We start from the raw sequence: 22,373 nt of genomic DNA on the forward strand, positions 1-22,373 counted from the left end.
TATCATACATACCGAACACAAAAAGGACCGGTGACATCTATGACTAATCGCAACAAAGGCATTGTACTCATATTACTCTCTGCATTCGGCTTCTCGATCATGACCTTGTTCGTCAAATTATCGGGCGACGTGCCGACGCTGCAGAAAACGATATTCCGCAACGGGGTATCGATGGTCATTTCATTCTTCTTCGTTCTCCGCTTCAAAGAGCGCCTTTTCGGCAAACGGGAAAACCAGCCTCTTCTGCTATTGCGGTCGGCACTCGGCATGATCGGAATTATCCTGCTGTTTTATGCAATCGACCACCTCGTCATTGCAGATGCGGACATGCTGAATAAAATGAGTCCGTTTTTCACGATCATCTTTGCGGCTATTTTTTTGAAGGAATTCGTTAAACCGTATCAAATTTACAGCATCATCGCTGCTTTCCTGGGCACGTTATTTATCATCAAGCCGTCGTTCTCGCTCGATCTCATTCCGTATGCCGCGGGAATCTTGTCTGCTGTTTTTGCCGGAGCTGCCTACACTGCGCTTCGCGCACTCGGCAACCGGGAGCAGTTTTACACGGTCGTGTTTTATTTCTCGGGCTTTACGACTGTCGTGCTTCTTCCGTTCGTCATTTACGATTATCAGCCGATGACTTTGCAGCAGACCATCTATTTGCTGCTTGGCGGAGTATTTGCGACAATCGGTCAATTCGGCATCACGCTCGCCTATAAATTTGCCCCCGCCAAGGAAATCTCCGTCTTCAACTATTTCACGGTCGTGTTTACGGCATTGCTCGGGCTCGCTTTCCTTGGGCAAGTGCCTGATCTATACAGTATAATCGGTTATTTCATTATTTTTGGCGCATCGTTTTATATGTTTTTGAAGAATAAAAAAGAAATAGTAGAAGCCACATAAATTTATGAGATATCATTAATGATGAATATAGGCAGAGAGTGAAAGAGGAACAAATGTAAACTTGTAATAAAAAAAGCTTCTTTTCGCTACGCCACACAACTAGCCTGATTGCTTCACTTTTGGAGCAACCGGGCAAACTTCCTCTACAATCAAGCTGAATTTGTAGGGACCATTACAGATAGTCATCCAGCGGAGAAGTCCGTCAGTCCACGATCTTATTGCGTATCTCAAAACAGCGCAACTGCCTTATTTCTTCAATTACATTCCTGTAAAACCAATAAAAAGTCCTCTGATTTTCATTTCAATCAGAGGATTTTTATAAATTTTCAGCGTCCTTACTCCAAGTCTCTTACACCATGCTCTCACTTCTTAATCTTCCACCCGCCCCAAACCTTTGGCGTCGTAAGATCCGCTCCATAACTGTCTACAAAGTATACAGAAACATGATCTTCATATTTTCCGGTATTCTTAACCATATTGCCGACCAGTTCTCCTAATTGATCTACAAACCTTTCTTTCTCATGTTCAGGAGAATAATACCAGCTTTCGCTTACCACCACATTTACCGATCCCCAATCGTCGTAACGAGGACGAACATCAAGAATAATGCCGTCGCGCATCGTCTTCAATTCAGAAATCGCTTCATCAAATGTATTACTTTGCTGATTTTTCACAGCTTCAGCTGATGGATACGCAACTGTGACCGTTTCAAACGTAGCGTTTTTACCGCCTAATTGATTATCCCTCGCTAAATCTCCAGTCATTTTTTCACCAAACTCGCCATAGATACTCTTAATGGTATCCGGCTGCGGGTGGTCATCTAAATTGAATCTGAACATTGCGCTTGCTGCAAATTCTGCAGGTTTCCAATCGGCCGGAATGTCAAAAGTCAATTCAGCCTTGCCGCCCTGCGTTTTTATAATTGTGTGGGGACCTGGCACCAATTAAAAATATTCCACTACCCGAATTGTGTGGGAATTGTGTGGGGACCTGGTACCCTATTGAAGTAAACAGAGAGAAGCCATCCAATCATTTTGCGATTGGATGGCTTCTCAATTTGTACATCTTTAAATTGTCAGACTAGTGTCTGAGTTTTGTAATGCACAGGTGCGGCTTTTTACTACATGTTAAACTATACAACCTCACTCCACAGTCCGAATCAACGTAACATTATGCTGCTCCACGTCTGTTAGTTCGCCATCGTACGAGGCATCCGAAACATACCACGTCTGTGAGTCAAAATATGTCTAAAGGATTGAAATCTAAACTAGGTGATCAATGTAACTATTATATGTAGCATTCATCGTAATGCCACTAAGACATACTTTAGTTATATGTCTACAATTCATAAACTTTGATCCTAACTCTTCGGTTGATTGAACCGAGAACAATACGAATCTGCATATCAATTATGTGGAGTTCTAGTATCTGTTCTAATAATTTAATTTAAAGTAATCTGTTTTTGCTCTAAAATATTGCCAAACTTATCTAGTAAAACAATGGTCACATTAGAATTGTGTTTTAAATCCGTAGTACCAAGCGAGAACAAGTTATTCCCTTCAAAATGCATAGAAATGTCATTTACTGTAGCACTGTATACTTCTGCTGAAGCAGTTACTTTAATCGTGTGAAGATTAAACAAATTCATATAATGAATTTGAATATCTTGAAGATACTGAGTGTCAACTACGTTAATTTGAACACTTACAGTGAAGCCAGAATTCGTCTTTCCTTTTGCCGTAACCATACCAATTGTAGAAGTGTCAACCGCCTCCCAAACAACTTTTTCTATTCCAGTTGTCTTGTCTCTGTATGTTACGTTCACTTCAGATGGCAATATAGGCTGTTCGTTTTGTTTTACGTTAATAGGCAACAGTTTTTCAGTTGCAATGACATTGGAATCTATTAGTGGTATTACGAATTGACGATCTGCCGTGTTACCAGTTGCATCAGTCACTTTAATAGTAAATTTATACTCACTTTCCCGTGTTCCTGTAGGTGTTCCTGATAGCATTCCAGTCTCTGCATCTAATTTAATACCTGACGGAAGTGTTCCAACCTTACCATATGTATAAGGGGCGCGTCCGTGTATGGCTGTTATCTGTTCTTGATACTCACTTTTCATTACGGCAGGGTCAAGTTCCTTAGAACGGATTGCAAGAAAGGATGTACGCTTCCCAGTTACATAATTCAGTATTTGCTGAGCATCTAATTGCGTGATGACATTGTCACCGTCTACATCCGCTGCCAATAACTGTTCCTTACCTGTAATATGGTCACCATTCACATGTTGCAAAATCCGCATAGCAGATGACGCACTAGGTTCATTAGTTCCGTTAACATCACCGAAAGGGATTCTTCTTTCTATTTTTCCATCCAATGTTTCCACTAGCATATCTGCACCTGCGCGTCCATTTGCTACAACTTTTCCAATAGGGAGGTTGACCCCAGCCCCCTCTTGAAACGAAGATGGAAGACGATAGGTGATATACCCTACAAGTAAACGTTTGTCAGTAATTCTGACCTCTTTACCTGAGTATGAAATGATGTCAATTTTCAACCGATTATTTACTATAGTTGATAATGTTCGGAAGTCACCTTCTTTAAAGATGCTAATCGGTTCAAACCCCACCAATTCAATTCCTTGTGATTCCAGCCCAACATTGACTTCAAAAGTCAAGTTTTGTAGATAGGAGAATTCATAAAGTGTTACTGGTACTTTCACCATATTTCCGAGAGAACGAACTTCTGCCACTTCCAATTTCTCAGCAAAAGCGCCATGTGCCATACTAACAAAAAACGCCCCAACAAACAAAAGGGAGACGACCAATTTTGGCAAATATTTTTTTTTCTTCATTAATAATCCCCCTCGTTATTCCACTGTGAACGTCTGCCGAATCGGCTTGTTCAATTTTGTGCCATTAGCTGAATGAAGCTGTTCAGTCACTTCAATTGTATAGTTGCCTCTAGCATACGGCGTAATCGGTGTCACTTTGAAAGTATCTTCAGTAACTGGTGTGATTTTTATTTCCATTATTTTTGTACTCGTTCTTACAGTAACTGCATAATGATTTAATGTAGCAGGGTCATAGGGTTTGCTTAGCTTGATGTGCCATTCTTTGCCGGCTTTTTCTTTTTTGCTATAGTTTTTAGTTTCTCCGTCGAAGGGTTTAATTGCGCCATCTATAATTTGTTTACTTACGTCCTTTCCGTCTTTTGTAAGAATGTGAACATTATTCAATTTTAGGTTGTTCTGCATATTTGATTTTCTGACAGTTGCTTTGATCGTCAGCAAAGTGTCCCCTTCAAACTTTTGTCCTTCAGACTTAGCGAACGCAAAAGATATATTACCAGCCGAAGCTGCATTGACAGAAGTTAAATAATTGCCGACAGACTCTCCCACTGATACATTTCTCTCATTTACTGTCAATAGTTCAGGATCATATTCCAAATCAAATGATCCAGCTGCGACTTCTTCCATGCTATCGATAAATATAGAAAATTCAACTGTAGTAGCGCGCTGTTCATATACCGTAGACACGCCAATTACTGTCTTTGTTTGCGCATTTACTGGAACAGTAGGAGCAAAGTAAAACAACAGACTCAACACTAATAATATCTTAACTAATTTTTTCATATATACTAATTGGAAGGGAGGTACATCTCAGCCTCCCCTCTTCCTCCAATCTGTTATTAATGAGCCTCGAATCGAAGCTGTTCAGGAGCAAATGTATCTAGGATATCGTCAAATAAGGATGGATTATCAAGTAAACGCTTAATAGAATAGAATCCATGAGGTATATTATTCTGTGGCGAATAATTTAATGGATACGTCGTTTGAATAGACTCCAATTCGTCGCCCGTTGAATTATAGACGATCACTTCCACATAATCTCCTGTTTGAATACCCCCGCGACTCATTAGAAAAGCATTAGAACCTATCCCTAATGAAGTCGCCGGCAATGATATTCCGTTTACTTTTGCCACAACTCGGCTGACTGTAGAATCTGTTGTAATCCTACCATTCATCATATTTCCCGATGTAAGGAAAGTGACTCCCTGCACATATCTTCCCGGAACTACAATCCCAATTTGGCTAGCATCGTATAAAGACATAATTTGATTATATCGATCTGTATTTTCCACGAAATCTGCAAGTGTTCTAACTCCTTGAACAACTTGATGATCACTTCTTACTTCCACATTAACAGTTTTCACAAAATTTCCTTCCACTGTTTTCGCGATAATTGTCGTGGTTCCAACGTCTACAGGTATAACAATTCCATTCGTCACTACTGCAACCGATGGATTGAGTGTGCTCCAAGTTACTTGCTGGTTTGTAGCAGTTGTTGGCAACACTCGATATCCTATCGTTTCACGTTCAGGTGTAAATGAATTTCCTGCTCGCATGAATACTAGGGATTCTCGATTCAGCTCGAGCGAAGAAACAGTATCAGGGGAAACACCACCTGCAGACACATTTATAGTGTAAAGTTTAGTGGTCTTTCCGTCTTTCGCAGTCACTAATACTTTGATTTGTGCTGTGCCATCATCGGATAAGTAATTGCCCATATAGGTTACCTTCGCATTCAGATGGTCATCCGCGCGTGCATCTACTTTAATTTCTCTAAGCGGTCCTTGAATAGACGAAGCTTGAATAACATGATTATAGTATGTTAATGTCGAAGCAGAAAAGTTGTGAACAGGTATATCGTTAATTGAAAGTGACTTCAAATCGGCATTTGCCGATACATCACGTTCAATCAGCCGGTTCCACTTGAGCGTATTCCCCCATGGGAGATAATCAACGATTCGCCCCTCCACTTCGAGGATATTGAATACAAATTCAGAGCCCTGAACACTAATAGGTGTTTTTCCTGTCAGTAGTACTTTATGGCGGCCAGCAGCGTTGAAGTTCGTCTTACTAAAATTCTGCTTATAATCTTGAGATCTGTCACTGTACTGTGAATGAAACTGAACATCGCCAATCTGCTTGAATTTCCCGTCTACGCGCAAAACTCCATCTGTCAAATGCCCTTGATCATCCATGTTCTTGCCAAGATACTTATACGGTCTAGACGCATGGTTTCTAGGACTTTCCATGCTAAAATCACGGTACACATGTACATAGTCACCATCTCCCTTTTGATAATCAGAGACTATAGTATCCATCGATCCTTTTATCATCGTTAACCAACCATCTTTAATGGTATAGTTTCCAAAAACTTCAACTGTGCCATGATTCACGTAGAGTTGTCCGCTTTTCTGGGTGATATTACCGCGTTTCGTACTTTGCTTCAATTGATTTTCGGACCCGACTAGTACGACTCCACCATTGACGTTTAATGACCGGTTCGTCTTAAACTCCTCATCAATGAGTGGTCCACCCGCTAATGTAAGATTCCCATCCACCTGCAGTATCCCTTGCTGTAAATCAAAAGATCCTTTTTGCTCCACATCTTCTTTAGCGTGAATTAAGCCTTTCCCCACTTCAATCCGGCCCTCTTGCACGATATTTTCATTCGCTAAAAGTACATTGCCGCCTAATACTAAATGTCCGCTTGGCCCCTGCTCAAAGGGACCGCGAATCCGTATTTCAGGATCTTCTTTTCCTTCGTAACCTCCATTAACTCGTAAAAACCCATTTTGCTTATACATATGGGCTGTTTCAAGTTGACTATTATTCAAATTAATAATGGATCCTGGTGATTGCTCGATATTTGTAGCTTGAACTATTCCGCTCACCGAACGTAGTTCAGAGCAAGACAATAATACCAAATCTCCATCCACTGTGACATTATAGCCATTGGCATCAAGTTTCATATTTTCTTGCAGTACCAAATCGCCCGTTACATGAAGGTCTTTCGTCAACACCCAATTGCTCGGGACTTTAGGGTCCCGCAATTCATCGACAATTTGACGGATACGATCGAAAATACTAGTCAATTGAACAGCGTTGACCGCTTGAAAATACTGACCGCCTGTCTTGTTAGCGATATTTGTAAGAAATGGAATAGGCAAGCTACTTGATTCACCCAAACCAATTGTATAAGTTCTAATATTTCGTGAACGCGCTTCTTCTGCGAGACGTAATGACTCAGTGTTGTTAATAGAAAAACCATCAGTCAATATAATCATAATTTGATGGTTATTTCCTCCGTTCACCGAAAACTCGTGTATTGCTTCTTTCAAACCTGCGCTCATGTCCGTCCCACCGCTCGCCACAACTTGATCAAGCGCAGCATTCACAGCGTATCGGTTATTTGTAAGTGATTGCAGATTAGACGCATTCTCATTAAACTGTATTACGGCTGCTCGGTCATACTCATGTAAATCAGACATTATACGCTTAGCCGCCTGAATACGCACATTCGTTAGATCGTTCTTCATCATACTTCCTGAACTGTCCATGACAAACACAATATCAAGCCCTCGATCTACACTACATGCTGCAATAGAATCACCTTGCGCATGGATTCGCCCTAAACCCGGCAGGAAAATTGCCGATATCAATAACAGTGTACTAATCACAAAAATAAACAGTCCCTTTTTCTTTCTCATCATTCTTTCCTCCTTCTGGATTTGATAGTTAAAGTGAGCTGTATCGTAAAAAGGAGTTTAACGAATACAATGAAAAAATTCAGCATCTTATGTATGTCTTTGTTACTGATTGCTCTTACGCTCTCTCCATCTGATACCCGGGCGATCATGCTCACATCTGATACGACGAATCCATTGAAGCCTTGGACCATTACCTTTAGCCATCCAGTGGCCGATAAATCAGCCGTTAGCTCGAATGTATACATAGAAACCACTTCTGGCGCCAAACACCCTTCCACTCTCTCTATATCGGATGATTCGGAAAGGATTACAGTTCAACCCGATAAAAGGTATGAAATTGGAACGGAATACCGTATCGTGGTTTCCAAACGAATTGAATCAAAGAATGATAAAATGCTGCAAGAGGACTCCGAGATGATTTTCACATATTCTGGAACGCATATTACAGCCATCACTGCTCCATTAAATCCTTTAGTCACAAACGTTAAAGTTAAGACCTCTAAATTAGTTTCGACTGCAACCATTTCACTTAATGAAGGCGCAGAACAGGACATGTTGCATCCAGCAATTCACACTTTCTCTAAAGGTATGCGAGGTTTAGCTATAGGTGATCGCTTAACAATTAGAGTCTACGATAGAAACAGTTCACTACTAGAAGAACAGTTCTACGAAATACGAAAGTAAAAGGGGGTTCATCATGAAAAAATTTATTTCTATTACGATGATTTTTTTGCTAACGATCTATTCACTACAACCATCTATGCCAACATTTGCTGCGGAAGGTATTTTGACTCAACTAGGAACCACTAAACAAAGTACCAACTTCCCAGTCACTTCACTTGCTCTTGATGATAAAGGTAATTCAATAGAAAGCGGCTCATTACCGGGAAGTTTTGCTATTACAAAAGAGTTAACTAAAAAGCCTGGCAGTAATTCATTTGAAGCAATCATTACTTTCTCATCTAATAAAGAAAATATGAGTGTAAGTGTAGTTCAGAAAACCACTTCTGGGTATGAGTATCAAGTGGGAGGGATAGTTGTGACTACATCTGTTAATCAGAAAGTTGCATTTCCCGTTACGCAAGCAGGTATTTATTACATTAAAGTTTTAGATGGTGGTACATCTGTTTATTCAAACGAGATTAAAATTCTTCCACCCGCACCAACAGTAACATCTGTTAAAGGAACTTCTAAAATTATCGCAGAAGGCGGAATACCGGGAGCGTCTGTTCATTTGTTGAATCTAACGGTTGAGTCTACGAATAAAGATTACTTAAAAGAAAGTACCTTTAATAAAGATGGAATAGCGGAATTCCAAGATTTAAGTGTTAGAAATGGGTACGAAGCCAAACAAATGAGTAATGGCCTAGAGAGTACATTATCAAATAAAGTCACGATCTTTCCATCGCCTGCTAAGTTGAAAGTGGTAAAGCATTCCGGCTCCAAAATAAGTACCGGGGAAATCGCAGTCACTGGTATTGAAATAGGAGACACACTACTACTTTACAAAGGTAGCACCTTAGAATCGGAAATAGTGCTTGAAAACTTAAGCACTAAAAACTTCAACAATTTAGCTGCTGGTGTATATCGTGTTATAAGAAAAGTTAATGAAATAGAAAGTGATCCTGCCGAAATCGAAATTCTCGACAAATCAACTGCCCCAATCATTACTTTAGAGGATGCTATTCACCACGAAATTGAATATCCTTATTCTTACGTTGAACCTGGATACTCAGCAATTGATAGTGAAGGACAGCATATAAAAAAAGAAAACATCAAGGTAGTCAGTACTATACCTAATACATCGCCACCAGGGAAATATACTATCACCTACACCGCGACGGACGATTATGGCAATACAGCTATAGCAATACGGAATGTCACAATTTTTCCTAATACTATAAATGCGGCTATTGTTCATACTAATGAAGGCCTGCCCGAACAGAGGTCTAACGGCGATATTAACATCACAAACGCAATTGCAAAAGCAACTATTTATGTATATCAAGATCCCGATCAGCAAATAAAAGAATTTGTTCTCGCAAACCAAGACACCTATACCATCTCATTACCTGTTGGTAAGAACTATTTTATTATCCAAGAAGTAAATGGTGTTCGAAGCAAACCTTCGGAGCGCTATGAAGTGAAGGATACAACTCCTCCACAGTTGAAATTACATGGTAAACAGACCATTCCATTAGTCGTCGGTGACAAATATGAAGAGTATAGTGCTACAGCAACCGACAATGTTGATACCGCTCTTGAAATAATGATTACAGGATCTGTCGATACATCCAAACCAGGAAAATATACTATTACTTACAATACGCGTGACAAAGCAGGTAATTTTGCATGGACTGAGAACGATTCTGATTCTATCAAAGAAAAATATAAACGAACGATTATTGTTTCACCTAAAAGTGTAGTGGCAATCGGTAGCACAGCAGATATGGGGGAAATTGGCGTCAAGTTTATTTATCCTGGGACAGCTAATTCGCTGACAAAAGTTACTCTCCATCAACTTTCTTCCAATGTAGATGGAAAAGACAGTAACATAGAGTTGAAATCAGAGTACGTTCTGCCTTCAGAGACAACTTCTGTTTTTACAGGTGTCAAACCAGGTAGATACTACGTCACGCAAACAGTCGGTACTTATCAAAGTGCACCTTCTAATATTGTTGAAGTCATTGATACCGATCGTCCATATATTACTCTAACGGGACCCGATCAACTGCATTTCACGTGGGGAAAAGATTCTCCTCCCTATTACCTTGGTGGAAATTATAATGATCCGGGAGCAAATGCAAACGATTATTTAGAAGGTGATTTAACACAATTTATTACAAAGCAATCTACGTTAGATGCGAACCCTACCCCAGGCGTTTATAAGATTAGGTATAATGTAAATGCTAAGCGCGGAGTATCCGCTGATGAGAAAACACGTACGGTGACAATAGCTCCACCAGCAATCCATTCGGTTACTAGCAAAATTGGATCAAGTCAAATCGAAGTCAGCGGTATATTCCAAGATCCCAGCACAATCGTCAGCTTGTATGATGCGTATGGAACGTTAGTCAAATCTAAGAACGCAGAAGATAAAACTGACATTTCTTTCAAGGATGTAGCTGCTGGTCTGAGCTATTATGTTACGCAAACGGTTAACGATATTGAAGGTGGACCTTCTGCAACAGTGAATGTGAATTTACATAGTGATGCTGAAGAGCGGACTCGATTATCTTCATTCGATTTTCCTGCTAGTCAAACTAACGGAGTGATTGACCACAATGCGGGAACCATTACATTAACCGTTCCAGCCGACACTGATGTTACGAAATTGGCTGCAACTTTTACTACCGAAAACAGTGTGCCAAATGATAATACAAACCCAAAAGCACCCTCTATTAAAGTCAAAAGCTCCGAGCAAGTAAGCGGAATAACAATTCAAGACTTTACGAAGCCAGTACAATATGTCTTGACGGTAATGGACGTAAAGAAAACTTATACTGTGACTGTTTTTAAAGCGAGTAACAGTTCCTTAAAATGGAAAAATGCTTTTCTGAAGAATATACTACCTTCTTCGTCCCCCCAAGAGTTCTGGCTAACATCTGGGGAACAAGCTCTAGCCATTCAAAATGGCGTCAGTTATATGTCACCTGAAGCAATGATTCATGTCTCACCAACAACTCTCAAAGAAAGTACTGTAAGTAATTTATCTGTTCAAAAGGTATCACTTTCTTCTATCAAGCAATCAGGAGACCCTTCTTGGATTTCTAGTCTTTCCAACGTGTATGATATAGGATGGGGCAGAGAATCTTATCGGTTTACACAGCCTATCGAGTTAGAACTGCGCAGTACCGAAAACAAAAGTTTTGCAAAACTAGTGAGACAAAACGGTAAACTATATGCCTTCTTGCAACCTACTAAAAGGTACGGAAAGAATGTCGTTGGCCTCATCTCTGAACCAGGTATGTATGGTTTGATTGATACGTTAGAAGCTCCGACAATCAAGCAGAGCAGTACAGAAAATCCTAAGAGATTCACCATCGAACATACACCAGGAATAACCTATTACTCAACAAGCAGTCGGCAAGTACGCTTTGATCAAAGTAGCAAAGACTTGAATCAGAATGGCTTCTTCTTCGATGGGTCAGTAACTGATATGACAAATTGGTCTTCAAACTCTAATGAACCAATTGAAGCAAACGATGAGTTATATGCCTTTAGAGTTTTCAATCAAGTAGTCAGCCCTGTGTCCGCTTTCGTTACCCCAAAAACTACGACTTGGCTGAATAAAGGTATACAATCCGTTGAAAATCATAAGATTTGGAAAGTATCATTCAATGCAAGAATCGATATAAATACTTTGTATTCCAACTCAATCAGAGTGACCGATGACACCACAGGCAAACAAGTGAATATTTCCCTTTCGACAAGTACGGATGGAAAAACAGTATTGATCGTACCAGATGTCTTATATGAACGTGGAAAACAATATACACTGTGGATCGACAAGACATTAAAAGGAAATACCAAAAACAAAGAATTTCTAAAATATCCTACAAAACTTTCTTTTAAGGTAAAATAACAAAAAGCAGCTCGCTCGGAGAATATCCAAGCGAGCTGCTTTTTCATATCACAATTGTATTTGAAACTTCATTTGAACCGGATCTTTCAAGGCTGCTTTAGAGTATCTAGATTTAACAGTGGGTTCAACGAATAGATAGTATGTCGCCCCACGTTCATATTTGAAACCCTCTAATAGTCGAACTTCTATAGTTTGAGTGTCTGCTAGCAATTGATAGCCAATCGGCACTTTCACACCCGATTCATTCATCACATACACTGTATCCCTATTGACAGTCGTCATATCAGGCTCTTGACCGAATGATATTTTCCATGGCTTGGTCGGACTTACACCTTGCCTAGGAGAGAAGAACTCTTTATAACCTACACGAGGGAAAGATACAGCATTATCCTGCTGATGAACATGAACCGTTAACATAGCCATTTTCCCTCCATCAACGGAGGATGCTGTGATTACTGCGGTACCCTTTGAGTGCGCAGTCAACACACCGCCAACTACGCTGACGACAGAGGATTTGCTAGTCTCCCAATTAACATTCTTATTCGTAGCATTTGATGGACTAATACGAGCAGCTACAAACTCCTGCTCCCCTACTGTCAAGTCTAGCTCCGGTCCCTTACTTAGACTAATGCCAGAAACCGGAATCTTAGTTAACACATTTTCTGCAACAGTAAACGGGTTTCTCGAGATACCTGTCAAAGAGTCAGTCTGCAGTGAACTATTTAATGGATCATTCCGCTTCTCAGGCACCACACCACTCACCGAATCTCGTACGATGAATGAATAATAATACTCACCCGGCTCCATAGTCCGTGTCAACTTCCAAATATTATTTTTCTGCTTTACAAGAGGTATTTCAATCCAGTGATAGTTCTCTCCGAAATTCCCTATAACAGAAGCTGAAACAGTTTTTGCATCCAGTTCAAGTAAACGTTGCGAGTCGTAACTGTTATAAGTAAACGTCACTTCTTTGTTATCGATAATCGGGCCTACTGGAGCATATGGAGCGACGCGAAGAACACTGAAAGGCCTGCCGAAGTTATCTACGGTTTTATCTCGATTCAAAGGATCGACCGTCCAGTTACCATTCACTTTAAAGCCGTAATTGTATTCACCCGGCTGTAGTTCAACTTGTAGTTCCCATACATTGGCTTCCTTTTGAACCATCGGCAGGTCAATATTATCGTTAAAGGACCCGTTCAGTTTCACTTCACCAATGTTATTGTTACCGACATAGCGAAATAGAACTTGCCCTCCTTGGATAAAAGGAAATTCATCCAGTTTCATAACATCTTCTATGCCAGAAACTTTTTGAAAAATAGGGAGTTTCGTCGTGCTGTCCGATGACAATTTATCCCACTTCCATACAGTACCATCTAAACCAGCCGCCACCGTATAACTATTTATTTCCCCGCCTCCACCGATTGCAACTGCGTTAGTGAGGCCGGATATTTGAATAGGTGTCGTCCTAGCAGATGCAGTACCTGACGTATTCCTGCCCCACGTCCAGACTGTTCCATTCGTCTTGATAGCAACCGTATGATTGTCACCAGCAGCGATTCCAGACACATTTTGAATACCTTCAACCTGAACAGGCTGTAGTTTGGATTCTCGGCCGCCATCACCTAACTGGCCATAACTGTTAGAACCCCATGCCCAAATGGTAGTGCGGTCTTGTTTTAAAGCCAGAGTATGATTGTTACCAGCTGTGATTTCTATAATATTTGTTAAGCCAGGTACTTTTTGAGGCACTACATTCTCGTCACCAGTCTCTCCATTACCCAGTTGTCCAAAACTATTTCTACCCCAAGTAAAGACCGTACCATCCGTTTTTAAAGCAACTGAATGCTCCGATCCCGCTGTTACGGCTACAATGTTCGAGAAGTCACTTCCTCCATTAATTCTAAGAGGTTCTGTAGAAGAAATTAATGGCGTTACTCTTCCAAGTTGTCCAAAAGCATTACGGCCCCAAGCCCACACCGCCCCATTCTCATCTACCGCCAAAGTATGTGAGTCGCCTGTGGAAATGGCCACTATAGGAGGAAGGTCGGCCACCATCATGGGATCATCGTTTTTATTACCTACCGTTGCGTATCCTAGTTGGCCATAGCCATTACTTCCCCAAGTCCATACCTTCCCCGAAGTATCCAGTGCCGCTGAATGATTGCCTCCAGCTGAAATGCTCACTATATTCGCGAGACGGCTACCATTTCTCCTTTGAATGACAACCGGGGTAGTGGAATCTCCAGTGACCTTGGCACCTAGTTGTCCGTACGTATTATTTCCCCAGCTCCATACGCTACCATCACCTTTTAAAATCAGAAAGTGATCCTTACCAATATCCACCACGTTCTTTTGGTTATTGGGACTATTGGCATTTGCCTGATTAGGCGAGTACAAGAAGACAGAAACTAGTAACAAGACAGTAAACAGTAGAGACGTCACTTGTTTTCTTTTATACAACATATTCGCCTCCATTTATTTCATTACTGTAATTGGGATGTTTACTAGATAGGTTTTTCCATTGTGCTCTCCGCTAATATAAATTTCTTTTGTCGTCTCTTCTTGGATATCAGGTTTTCCACTCAATTTTAAAGTATATGTCTTCTCACTTTTACTGAGGTTTAGATCTAGCGGAGAAAATGGATTAAAGAAAACTTTTAGATCCGTTAATTCCGACAAATCCCCCATTTGACTAAAATCAAAGTTCACCCCTTGATCCCAAGCTTCTAAATAATATACTAATTTTGTACCGTTATATTGTTTTATTTCGTCGAGAGGAGGCAGATCTGGATTCATTGTTCCGCCATTACCTTCGTAGACAGTCCCGCTTACTTTTTCTATTTCATCTTGATGTTTAATATTTTGCAGGACTGCAATTCCATTACCTCCTGTGTCTACCTTCAATTGACCTTCAATTGATAGATCCTCTAGGCGAACTAAAATATCACTTTTTCCGTCACCAAGTGTAACTTGACCAGTCACAGTATGCTTTTCACCTTTTACTGTCACGCTGCGATTAATATTCAGAGTCTTTTCGGGAAAAGTTGCTATATTAGTAAAGTCCAAATCTGCCAGGATCTTAATTGTTTTGAAGCTTTCGTTATTCAGTGCCATGAGTAATTGCTCCTCATTCGTGACTGAAATCGTATCACCCAATGAATACAAAATCCCTATTTTATCGTATTCATTTACTGGTAATTGTTCAAAAACTGGCTTTGATAACTTGTAGTCAGTCATTAAATCATACAGATTTTTCTTTTGACCAAATGCTTTGTCAGGGGTTTTAATATAGTCATTTATTGTGAAATCATTCTTAGTAGGTGTTGATCCTTCTTTAGACTGTTTCACTTTAATCTTGAAAGCTCGTGTAGTGAGTTTTTTTCCAAATTCATCATACGCAATCAATTGAAAGTCATCCGCATTATTGCAAATTCCATCCGCGCAATTTAATGCTTCAATACCTGCTTGGCCCATGGAAAACCCTTGAAGATCCGTTCTTCTCTCCAAATCACGATTTCTATTTCCTTTACTATCTGCGCCATTAAATTGAACCTTCATTCTCTTCGCATCTTGGTCTGTTAATATATCAATATTAGTTAAGGATGCATGTTGTCGATCTGGCAGCACACCATTACTGCGATGAATGGTTTCAATTTTAGATATGTACATCTTCGGGAGATACACCGCAACATCGCGGGGCGCATTGTTGACAAAGATTTTATTATTTATTAACTCAGCGTTCGAGTTATTTGCAAAAATAGTTCCGAACCCCGGCAATAATTCATAAAATTCGAAAGGGAATTCATACGCTGTCAACTGATCATAATAAAGTTTCCCAGCAGGTATGACCAATTTAAATTGAATGCCTTTCGATTGTTCTACATATTCTAGGTTTTTAAAGTTGATCGTCAGCTTTCTTCCGTCTGATTGTACTGAATCGATGATCTTTAGATTTTGACTCAGCTTACCCATTTGATAGATCTCTATTTCGTTTTTGTCAATTTCTTCGATTTCTTTATCAAACGTAATTACTAAATTTTTAGCACCTGTAAACCCATTATATAGTGAGTTATTCACGACAAAATCATACTCATAAGGCTTTTTCTCAACCGAGCTTGGTGTAGCTGATATAATTGCAGCGTCGGCTTTCAAGACTGATAACATGCCGATCAATAAAATCAAAGTTAGAAAAGCGCTAAATCTCCATGTGGTTTTTGGCCTATTCAATAGTAAACCCTCCATTACTGTAATTTTCATTCAATATGTACTTTACGCCTATTAGCGATTCCCCTCTTTTCTTACTATCGGACTGTTTTTATAATTATTTAGCGCTTTACTTGATTTCAAACCTATAATCCTCAGTCAGAGTGGAATTCATTTAGTTACTAAAAACCTCTTACTTTAGACTATAAATGTTTAGTTTAATGAATCATGCTAGTCGAATAAACCATTTGACTGGACAAACACTTCCCAAATATATTAAATTCGCAATACAAATGTAGGAGTTGCTTAAATTTCATGAGTAAAATCACGAATTTAATGAAATAAGTCCTAACCACTATTTCCAAAAGCATTTTTCCGCGCGTTTCATTATCGTAAACGCCGAAAAACACATATAGCCGCCACGTTAGTAGTGGCGGCTGGACGTACATATTAAACTATACAATCTCATTCTAAGGAATGAATCAACGTAACATTATTCCGCTCCACATCTGTCAGTTCGCCATCGTATGTTTCATCCGCAACATACCACATCTGTGAATCAAAATAAGCCTGTAGATCTGCTGATTCGAAAACATATCCATGTCGTGCATACACTTCATTCCGTGCCAGTCGCAAATCCGACTTCGAAAGACCATAAAGCTGCGTTTCAGATAGCTCACTGAATTCACTGTCTGCCAGAATATAATAGTCGTATGCACCTTGAGTCACTTGGGGTGATCCGTCATCATTCACATCCATAAACACCTGACTACCAGGTGCACTATCTTCTTGCCATACATAACTTTCTTCACCAGATCTCCAGTCGTTCAGAATATATCCTACTGCCCCTATACCGATTGCCAACACCCCAAAGAGTATGCCTAGCTTCCTCTTCTTTTTCACTTTAAGTGCTGGACTTTCTTGCAATATCATTCGCTGATGTTCGCTTACCAAGGCATTGATATTCGCCAAAGTCTGCTGCTGACTTTTTCGCACTATCGTAGGTGCCTTATTTTCTATTACATTTTTATTGACGTCATGATCATGGACCAACACCTCAATAAGTCGGTCAAAGCTCTCTTTTGAAAAGTAATTCGACACGCTGCTACGCGTGAACTTTTTGGCGTCCAGCATCCAACTATAGAATCCACGTGACTCCTCTGCATAGAAGTAATGTTTGGTTAAGAATGTATTCTTCAACTCTTCTTCCCAATCGAGAACTTCTTGACGATGTAAAAACTGTTCTTTCGAAATTCCATTAAATACGACGACAGATGAAATCAACTGATGGGGATCTTGTGTAGCGACATCTCCTCTATCTGATGACAATATCTTTTTAAGTTCATCACGATAGTTTTCAGCCTGCTTCAACGGCTTCTGCATACCCTTAATCGTCTGAATACTGCCGTTAGGATAAAACCGTTCTATATAATTCTCACTCCAGGTTTTCACTTCCAAAAACATAAAGCCGATCGTTTCTTCCATAACTAAAATATCGGCTTCATACTGTAACAACGTCGGATTATGAATAATAAATACATGTCTTGGTAAGTGCGCTTCCAGCATAAGCAGAATCTCTTTTTCACCTTCGAGTCCTTTTTTGACAACCGCACTAGTTGCACTCTCAATCAATCGATCTAAATGTTTCATCCCATAGACTTTCCCCATTACGCTTCACCCCTGTCAGTTCATATAGAGATTCACGAGTGCATAACAACGCTCTTTAGTAAGATCTGCCGATGTACCCGTATACGTGAGAGGTTCAAAACTTCCTCCAGCGAATTCCGCAGCATTCGTGCTGGCGGTGTGGTCTCGGTATTTTATCCATTCTCTTTGCTTCACACGCAATTGATCCATATCCCGTGCAGACAGCTGCTTCTTCAACACACCGTAGATTTCATTGAGCGCATCATCCCATCTTGTATACCGCTCGCTTTCTGCTTTGGACATATTGGCGGTAATCCCATTCACATATAAATAGTTCAAATCAGCCAAGCCCGCTTCAATCGCATCCAGCTTAGTAAGATACTGCTGTTGCTGCCCTGCATTTTTCGGAATAACATCTAGTTGCAATGCAGCACGTTTATCTTGCGGTACGGGTGGAGCTTGCTGCTTTTTCAATTCCTCCTCCACACGTTTCTCCAAACTCGCTAACTTTTCACTGAACTGTTCCAATGAAGCTTGATCTTTGCGAAGTTCTTCTATCGTCTGCTGCGCTTCTTCAAGTTCACCCGCTTCCACGGAAGTCTCAATATCTTCTACATGCGCTGCCACTTTTGCTGACACTTCTTGATTCCTCTTCACCGTCTCGATCATTTCTTCCAACGGTTCACGAAGTCCAATTGCTAACTTTTCTTGCCTAAGCATGCTTTCAGCCGTATCTAAAGCACTTTCCCAGTCCCCGTCTTTCATTTCCTTCTTCACTGAATGAAATCCATTCAAATCCTGTTCCATCGCAAGTGCCTCTTGGTCATTCGGCTTCTCGTCTAATGCCAACTCGACTGACGACAACGCCTTCTCATATTCACCATTCGCTAGCGCAAGCTTACCTTGCTCCATCGCTTGATTGAACGTTCCATTTGAACAGCCAGTCAATAGAAAAACTAGTAAAAACACAATACTTATCTTTTTCATCAACTATCTTCTTCCCTTCCTGACATAGTTTTTAAAATACACTTTTCTATTAACCATTCGTTAGTTTCTGGATAACAATCGTTCGCAATGCTCTTCAAATACTTAAGCAACACTTACATTTCAGTTATATTATACCATTCCAATGAGACGAGTAACTGAAATATCTGGATTCATTCTGTTTATGAACTATATAACGACAACGAAAAAAATCCTCGGCTGATTTCTCAACCGGGGAGCTTTTTACTGTGGATCTGTTACGTTGTCTATTTTACGTAGTGGATCGGCATGACTGCATCGTTTCTTTGAAATGAGCATACATAATCTTCGGACTGATACGATACATCGGATGCACGAATTCAACAAAGCGAGTGCCAAGAGCATCTCCATACAGCGCACCCGAATCACAGACTTCTGTCTGAAAACCTACTACTGATTTAACGACCGAGAACGTGCCACAGCACACACCTATATCGGGGTGAATCAATTCAATTTCTTCCATCCACAATTCTTTTGCATACTCAGCTTGTAGTAAAATTTCGTCCATATTGCTACTTCCACCGCCACCACTCTTCTTTAGATTGGTAATCGCAATACTCGACAAGCCGTCTGCCATATTCTTCTTTTGTTCCGCAATGATTGACTGATGTGAAGGAAGTCCATGCTGCAGACCGAAATTCCATATACCAAGAATGCCAGTCGATCGATAAAACGTTGATGTCTGTATCTGCGAACGAATAAAATCCACAAGTGACCAGTCACTTTCTTGATCCGGATCATTCACTTCCTTCAGCAAATACAGAACCTTCGTTTCACATTGCGCATAGCGCGCCTCATCGACAACCCCACCACTTACAAAGTGACCCGTATTTTCATCTTTCCAATTCGTATATAGCTGAGATAACTGTTGATTAATGGACATGGGGGGATACCTTCTCTCTGTCTATAGGATATATGGATAACTCTACCTACTATCCTATAGGATGAATAACAGAAACCTATTCCTCACTCAATATCCATCCGATACGGTTGCTTCGCCTTAGTATCAGTAAAGTATAACGTTTCGTTCTCTATACGTAGATCAGACGTTAAAAAGTCCGTCATCTCAGTCAGGTAGCTACCGTCCGTTCTCATCTTATATAAATAACCGCCATTGGAATAGTTACTGAAGTAAATCCAGTTATTATAAACAGCTATTTCGTTCGCACGTACATTTGCTAGTTTTTGATCTGCTGATCCATCTGATTTAATTTTATACAGTTTACTATTGTCATTTTTATTCGCATAATAAATCCAGCCATTTTCACTGTCAGACGCATGTATTTTGCTCATATATTCATAGCGCGTATCTACTGCTTTTGGAAGGCCGGTATTATCCCATGAATGTGTTCTAGCTAACTGTTTGTCCGATACGAGGAAGTAGCCGTAGCCCACCTTCCCTTTTCTATCAGGTACCGGATCATCCCACGTGGAATCTAGGTTGTACCAGACATTATCAATTTTGACTTTGTTCCATCCGTGGTTCATCGATGGATTACTGATTACATATATTGTGTCAATTCCTAGTTGATTGAGTAAGTATACCATCGCAAGGCCGTACCCGTTACAGACAGCGGTTTTATTTACCAACACCCCGTACATAGTATAGGATGCATTCGGTATCGTATTGTTGAGATAGTTGTCGTAGTCATAAGCAGTGTTAAGTACTACATAATCATGCACAGCTTTCACTTTCTCATACTCCGTCATACCTGGTTTGATGACAGAAGCATACAGAGTATCAATCGCCCATTGCAATTCGGCTTTCTTTTGCTTGATGAGATCTTTCGAATAGGCATACTTCGCCTCTAATCTACCATCCGACCAAAATAGGCTTCCTCGATACTGATAATAAAAAATTTCAGGATGATCTCGCAGCACTTTTTCAAGTTCTGCGAATGCCACTTTACTATCTTTTGTATACTTATCTACATAAATCGTACTGTCAATATTTTTCAATCCGAGATAAAGTGCTGAATAGAGATCGGTGACTTCTGTAATCTCAGGTTTTTGTGGTGGCTTTGGTGATTGATAGACGAACTGTTGATAAATATCTTTGCCTAGAGAGATACCACGCGCGCTATACAACTCCTTACTCAGGACTACTGTATACGTCTTACCTGACTCATAAGGTGCAATCGGTGTCAACAACAGTTGATCTGCAGTCATCTTGATTTCGACAGCGAATTCATTGCCAACTTCATCTAAGATTTTTCCGTTATACCAGTTTTCTTCAGAAAGACTGATCGGTTGATTGAACGTAATACGCCATGGCTTTACTGGATCCGTAATGGTTTCAATGGGCTTCCACTGTGTCGCTAATTTCAGATTAGGAAGCAGACTCCATAATGTGCGATCAGGTATAACGGACCTTACCGTTTTCCGAGCAGCCGAAGCTGGAATTTCTTCATACGTTTTGGTTTCTTGCAAGAACTCCTTTTTAGTCGAGTGCTCTGATAATTCGTAAGCGTCAAATAGTGAACACATATTAATAGAAGAAGATTCGTGAGATACTCCTCCCATAGAACATGTTTTGGGAGGGATTTCTATGAAAAGAAAAGAGAAAGAAGCATACTGGTCTGCGAAGATCGATGAATATCAAAGCAGCGGACTAGCACTTTCTGAATGGTGCGATACGGCAGAGGTCGCCGTCCATAATATGAAGTATTGGCTACGCAAGCAGTCGCCAGTTAATCCTGCCGCACATCAGGAGACCAGTTGGGTCTCCTGTGTGGTGGAAGAGTCGATAGAAGATTCGATTTCGTTGAAGGTAAATCACGTGGATATCGAGGTGACGAGTGGCTATGATGAAACTCTCTTACTTCAAGTGATCCGAACGCTACGTCAGGTATGATGAATGGCCGCGCCGTTGGGCGCGTCTATCTAGCTGCTGGTCCGACAGATCTTCGGAAGTCGATTGACGGATTAGCTGTCATTGTACAAGAGCTGTTCCAACTTGATCCTTTCTCCAAAGCACTTTTTGTCTTCTGTAATCGAAAGAGAGATAAACTCAAGATCCTATTCTGGGATCACAATGGATTCTGGCTCTATTACCGAAGACTTGAGAAAGGGCTATTTGATTGGCCGGATCTTGAGTCTGTTCAACCACTTTCCATTTCGAGCCGGCAATTGAACTGGCTCCTAGATGGGTTACCGTTGAACCAACGTGACGCGCACCCTTCAGTCACTGCGAAAAAAGTAATTTGAGTCTACTTCTTAGAATAATTTTATGCTATTATTATTCCTATGAGAAAACCAGACAAGAAAACCCAACTTACAATTGAAGAGCTCGAGAAAAAGAACGAACAACTCGAGCAAGAGAAGAAAAAGCTTGAGGCTCAGATGGAATGGTACAAGCAACAGTTCACTCTACTCCAACAGAAACGCTTCGGAACTTCTAGTGAGAAGACGAACAAGGACCAGTTTGAATTACCGTTGTTCAATGAGG

The 22,373-nt window shown here is 40.4% G+C and carries 16 protein-coding genes; 6 read left to right on the forward strand and 10 right to left on the reverse strand.

The genetic code is table 11. The features are described from left to right. The first annotated feature begins 39 nt into the window (after window positions 1–39). Window positions 40–903, forward strand: coding sequence for a DMT family transporter (locus H605_RS0102285; RefSeq protein ID WP_037561379.1), 864 nt, complete (start codon window positions 40–42; stop codon window positions 901–903). A 362-nt stretch (window positions 904–1,265) separates the two neighbouring features. Here the strand turns inward: H605_RS0102285 and H605_RS0102290 are convergent, their stop codons facing one another. From H605_RS0102290 to H605_RS0102305, 4 genes are all read right to left on the reverse strand, one after another. Next, window positions 1,266–1,742, reverse strand: a complete 477-nt coding sequence (locus H605_RS0102290; RefSeq protein ID WP_155979455.1) for a hypothetical protein — start codon at window positions 1,740–1,742, stop codon at window positions 1,266–1,268. Between the two features lie 602 nt (window positions 1,743–2,344). Next, a complete protein-coding gene (locus H605_RS0102295) occupies window positions 2,345–3,760 on the reverse strand; it encodes a putative Ig domain-containing protein (RefSeq protein ID WP_029052706.1) in 1,416 nt (471 codons plus the stop codon). 15 nt (window positions 3,761–3,775) lie between these two features. After that, on the reverse strand, window positions 3,776–4,540 hold the full coding sequence (locus H605_RS0102300; protein WP_029052707.1) for a cohesin domain-containing protein: 765 nt from the start codon (window positions 4,538–4,540) through the stop codon (window positions 3,776–3,778). Window positions 4,541–4,596: 56 nt separating this feature from the next. Next, window positions 4,597–7,464, reverse strand: a complete 2,868-nt coding sequence (locus tag H605_RS0102305; protein ID WP_029052708.1) for a VWA domain-containing protein — start codon at window positions 7,462–7,464, stop codon at window positions 4,597–4,599. Between the two features lie 69 nt (window positions 7,465–7,533). On the opposite strand from H605_RS0102305, the gene H605_RS18570 reads away from it, so the two are divergent. Then, on the forward strand, window positions 7,534–8,148 hold the full coding sequence (locus H605_RS18570; RefSeq protein WP_081657819.1) for an Ig-like domain-containing domain: 615 nt from the start codon (window positions 7,534–7,536) through the stop codon (window positions 8,146–8,148). A 13-nt stretch (window positions 8,149–8,161) separates the two neighbouring features. Further along, window positions 8,162–12,049 carry an immunoglobulin-like domain-containing protein gene (locus tag H605_RS0102320; RefSeq protein WP_029052711.1) on the forward strand — a complete coding sequence of 1,296 codons (3,888 nt, stop codon included), beginning with the start codon at window positions 8,162–8,164 and terminating at the stop codon, window positions 12,047–12,049. A gap of 48 nt (window positions 12,050–12,097) precedes the next feature. Here the strand turns inward: H605_RS0102320 and H605_RS18320 are convergent, their stop codons facing one another. The 6 genes from H605_RS18320 to H605_RS17290 form a co-directional block, all read right to left on the reverse strand. Further along, window positions 12,098–14,512, reverse strand: a complete 2,415-nt coding sequence (locus H605_RS18320) for an RCC1 domain-containing protein (protein WP_211225424.1) — start codon at window positions 14,510–14,512, stop codon at window positions 12,098–12,100. Between the two features lie 15 nt (window positions 14,513–14,527). Next, window positions 14,528–16,309: a pectate lyase-like adhesive domain-containing protein gene (locus H605_RS0102335; RefSeq protein WP_029052712.1), complete on the reverse strand. Its 1,782-nt coding sequence runs from the start codon at window positions 16,307–16,309 to the stop codon at window positions 14,528–14,530. A 411-nt stretch (window positions 16,310–16,720) separates the two neighbouring features. Beyond that, window positions 16,721–17,923 (reverse strand): YARHG domain-containing protein, encoded by a 1,203-nt coding sequence (locus H605_RS0102340; RefSeq protein WP_029052713.1) that lies wholly within the window; start codon window positions 17,921–17,923, stop codon window positions 16,721–16,723. A 15-nt stretch (window positions 17,924–17,938) separates the two neighbouring features. Beyond that, complete coding sequence (locus tag H605_RS18325; RefSeq protein ID WP_051210440.1) at window positions 17,939–18,889, reverse strand: lysozyme inhibitor LprI family protein; 951 nt, start codon at window positions 18,887–18,889, stop codon at window positions 17,939–17,941. Between the two features lie 268 nt (window positions 18,890–19,157). Then, complete coding sequence (locus H605_RS17285; RefSeq protein WP_037561380.1) at window positions 19,158–19,808, reverse strand: hypothetical protein; 651 nt, start codon at window positions 19,806–19,808, stop codon at window positions 19,158–19,160. Window positions 19,809–19,891: 83 nt separating this feature from the next. Continuing rightward, entirely contained in the window at window positions 19,892–21,355 is a 1,464-nt protein-coding gene (locus H605_RS17290; RefSeq protein WP_162141889.1) for a DUF5050 domain-containing protein, read from the reverse strand. Window positions 21,356–21,458: 103 nt separating this feature from the next. Between H605_RS17290 and tnpA the strand changes: the two genes are divergently transcribed. The 3 genes from tnpA to H605_RS0102370 all read left to right on the forward strand — a co-directional run. Further along, window positions 21,459–21,779: an IS66 family insertion sequence element accessory protein TnpA gene (gene tnpA / locus H605_RS0102360; RefSeq protein ID WP_155979456.1), complete on the forward strand. Its 321-nt coding sequence runs from the start codon at window positions 21,459–21,461 to the stop codon at window positions 21,777–21,779. After that, on the forward strand, window positions 21,776–22,132 hold the full coding sequence (gene tnpB, locus H605_RS0102365; RefSeq protein ID WP_029052715.1) for an IS66 family insertion sequence element accessory protein TnpB: 357 nt from the start codon (window positions 21,776–21,778) through the stop codon (window positions 22,130–22,132). The genes tnpA and tnpB overlap by 4 nt, the downstream gene beginning before the upstream one ends. A gap of 39 nt (window positions 22,133–22,171) precedes the next feature. After that, the coding region (locus H605_RS0102370; protein ID WP_029052716.1) for an IS66 family transposase at window positions 22,172–22,373 on the forward strand (202 nt) is incomplete at its 3' end.

This window comes from Sporosarcina ureae DSM 2281 (genome assembly GCF_000425545.1).
Lineage (GTDB): Bacteria > Bacillota > Bacilli > Bacillales_A > Planococcaceae > Sporosarcina > Sporosarcina ureae.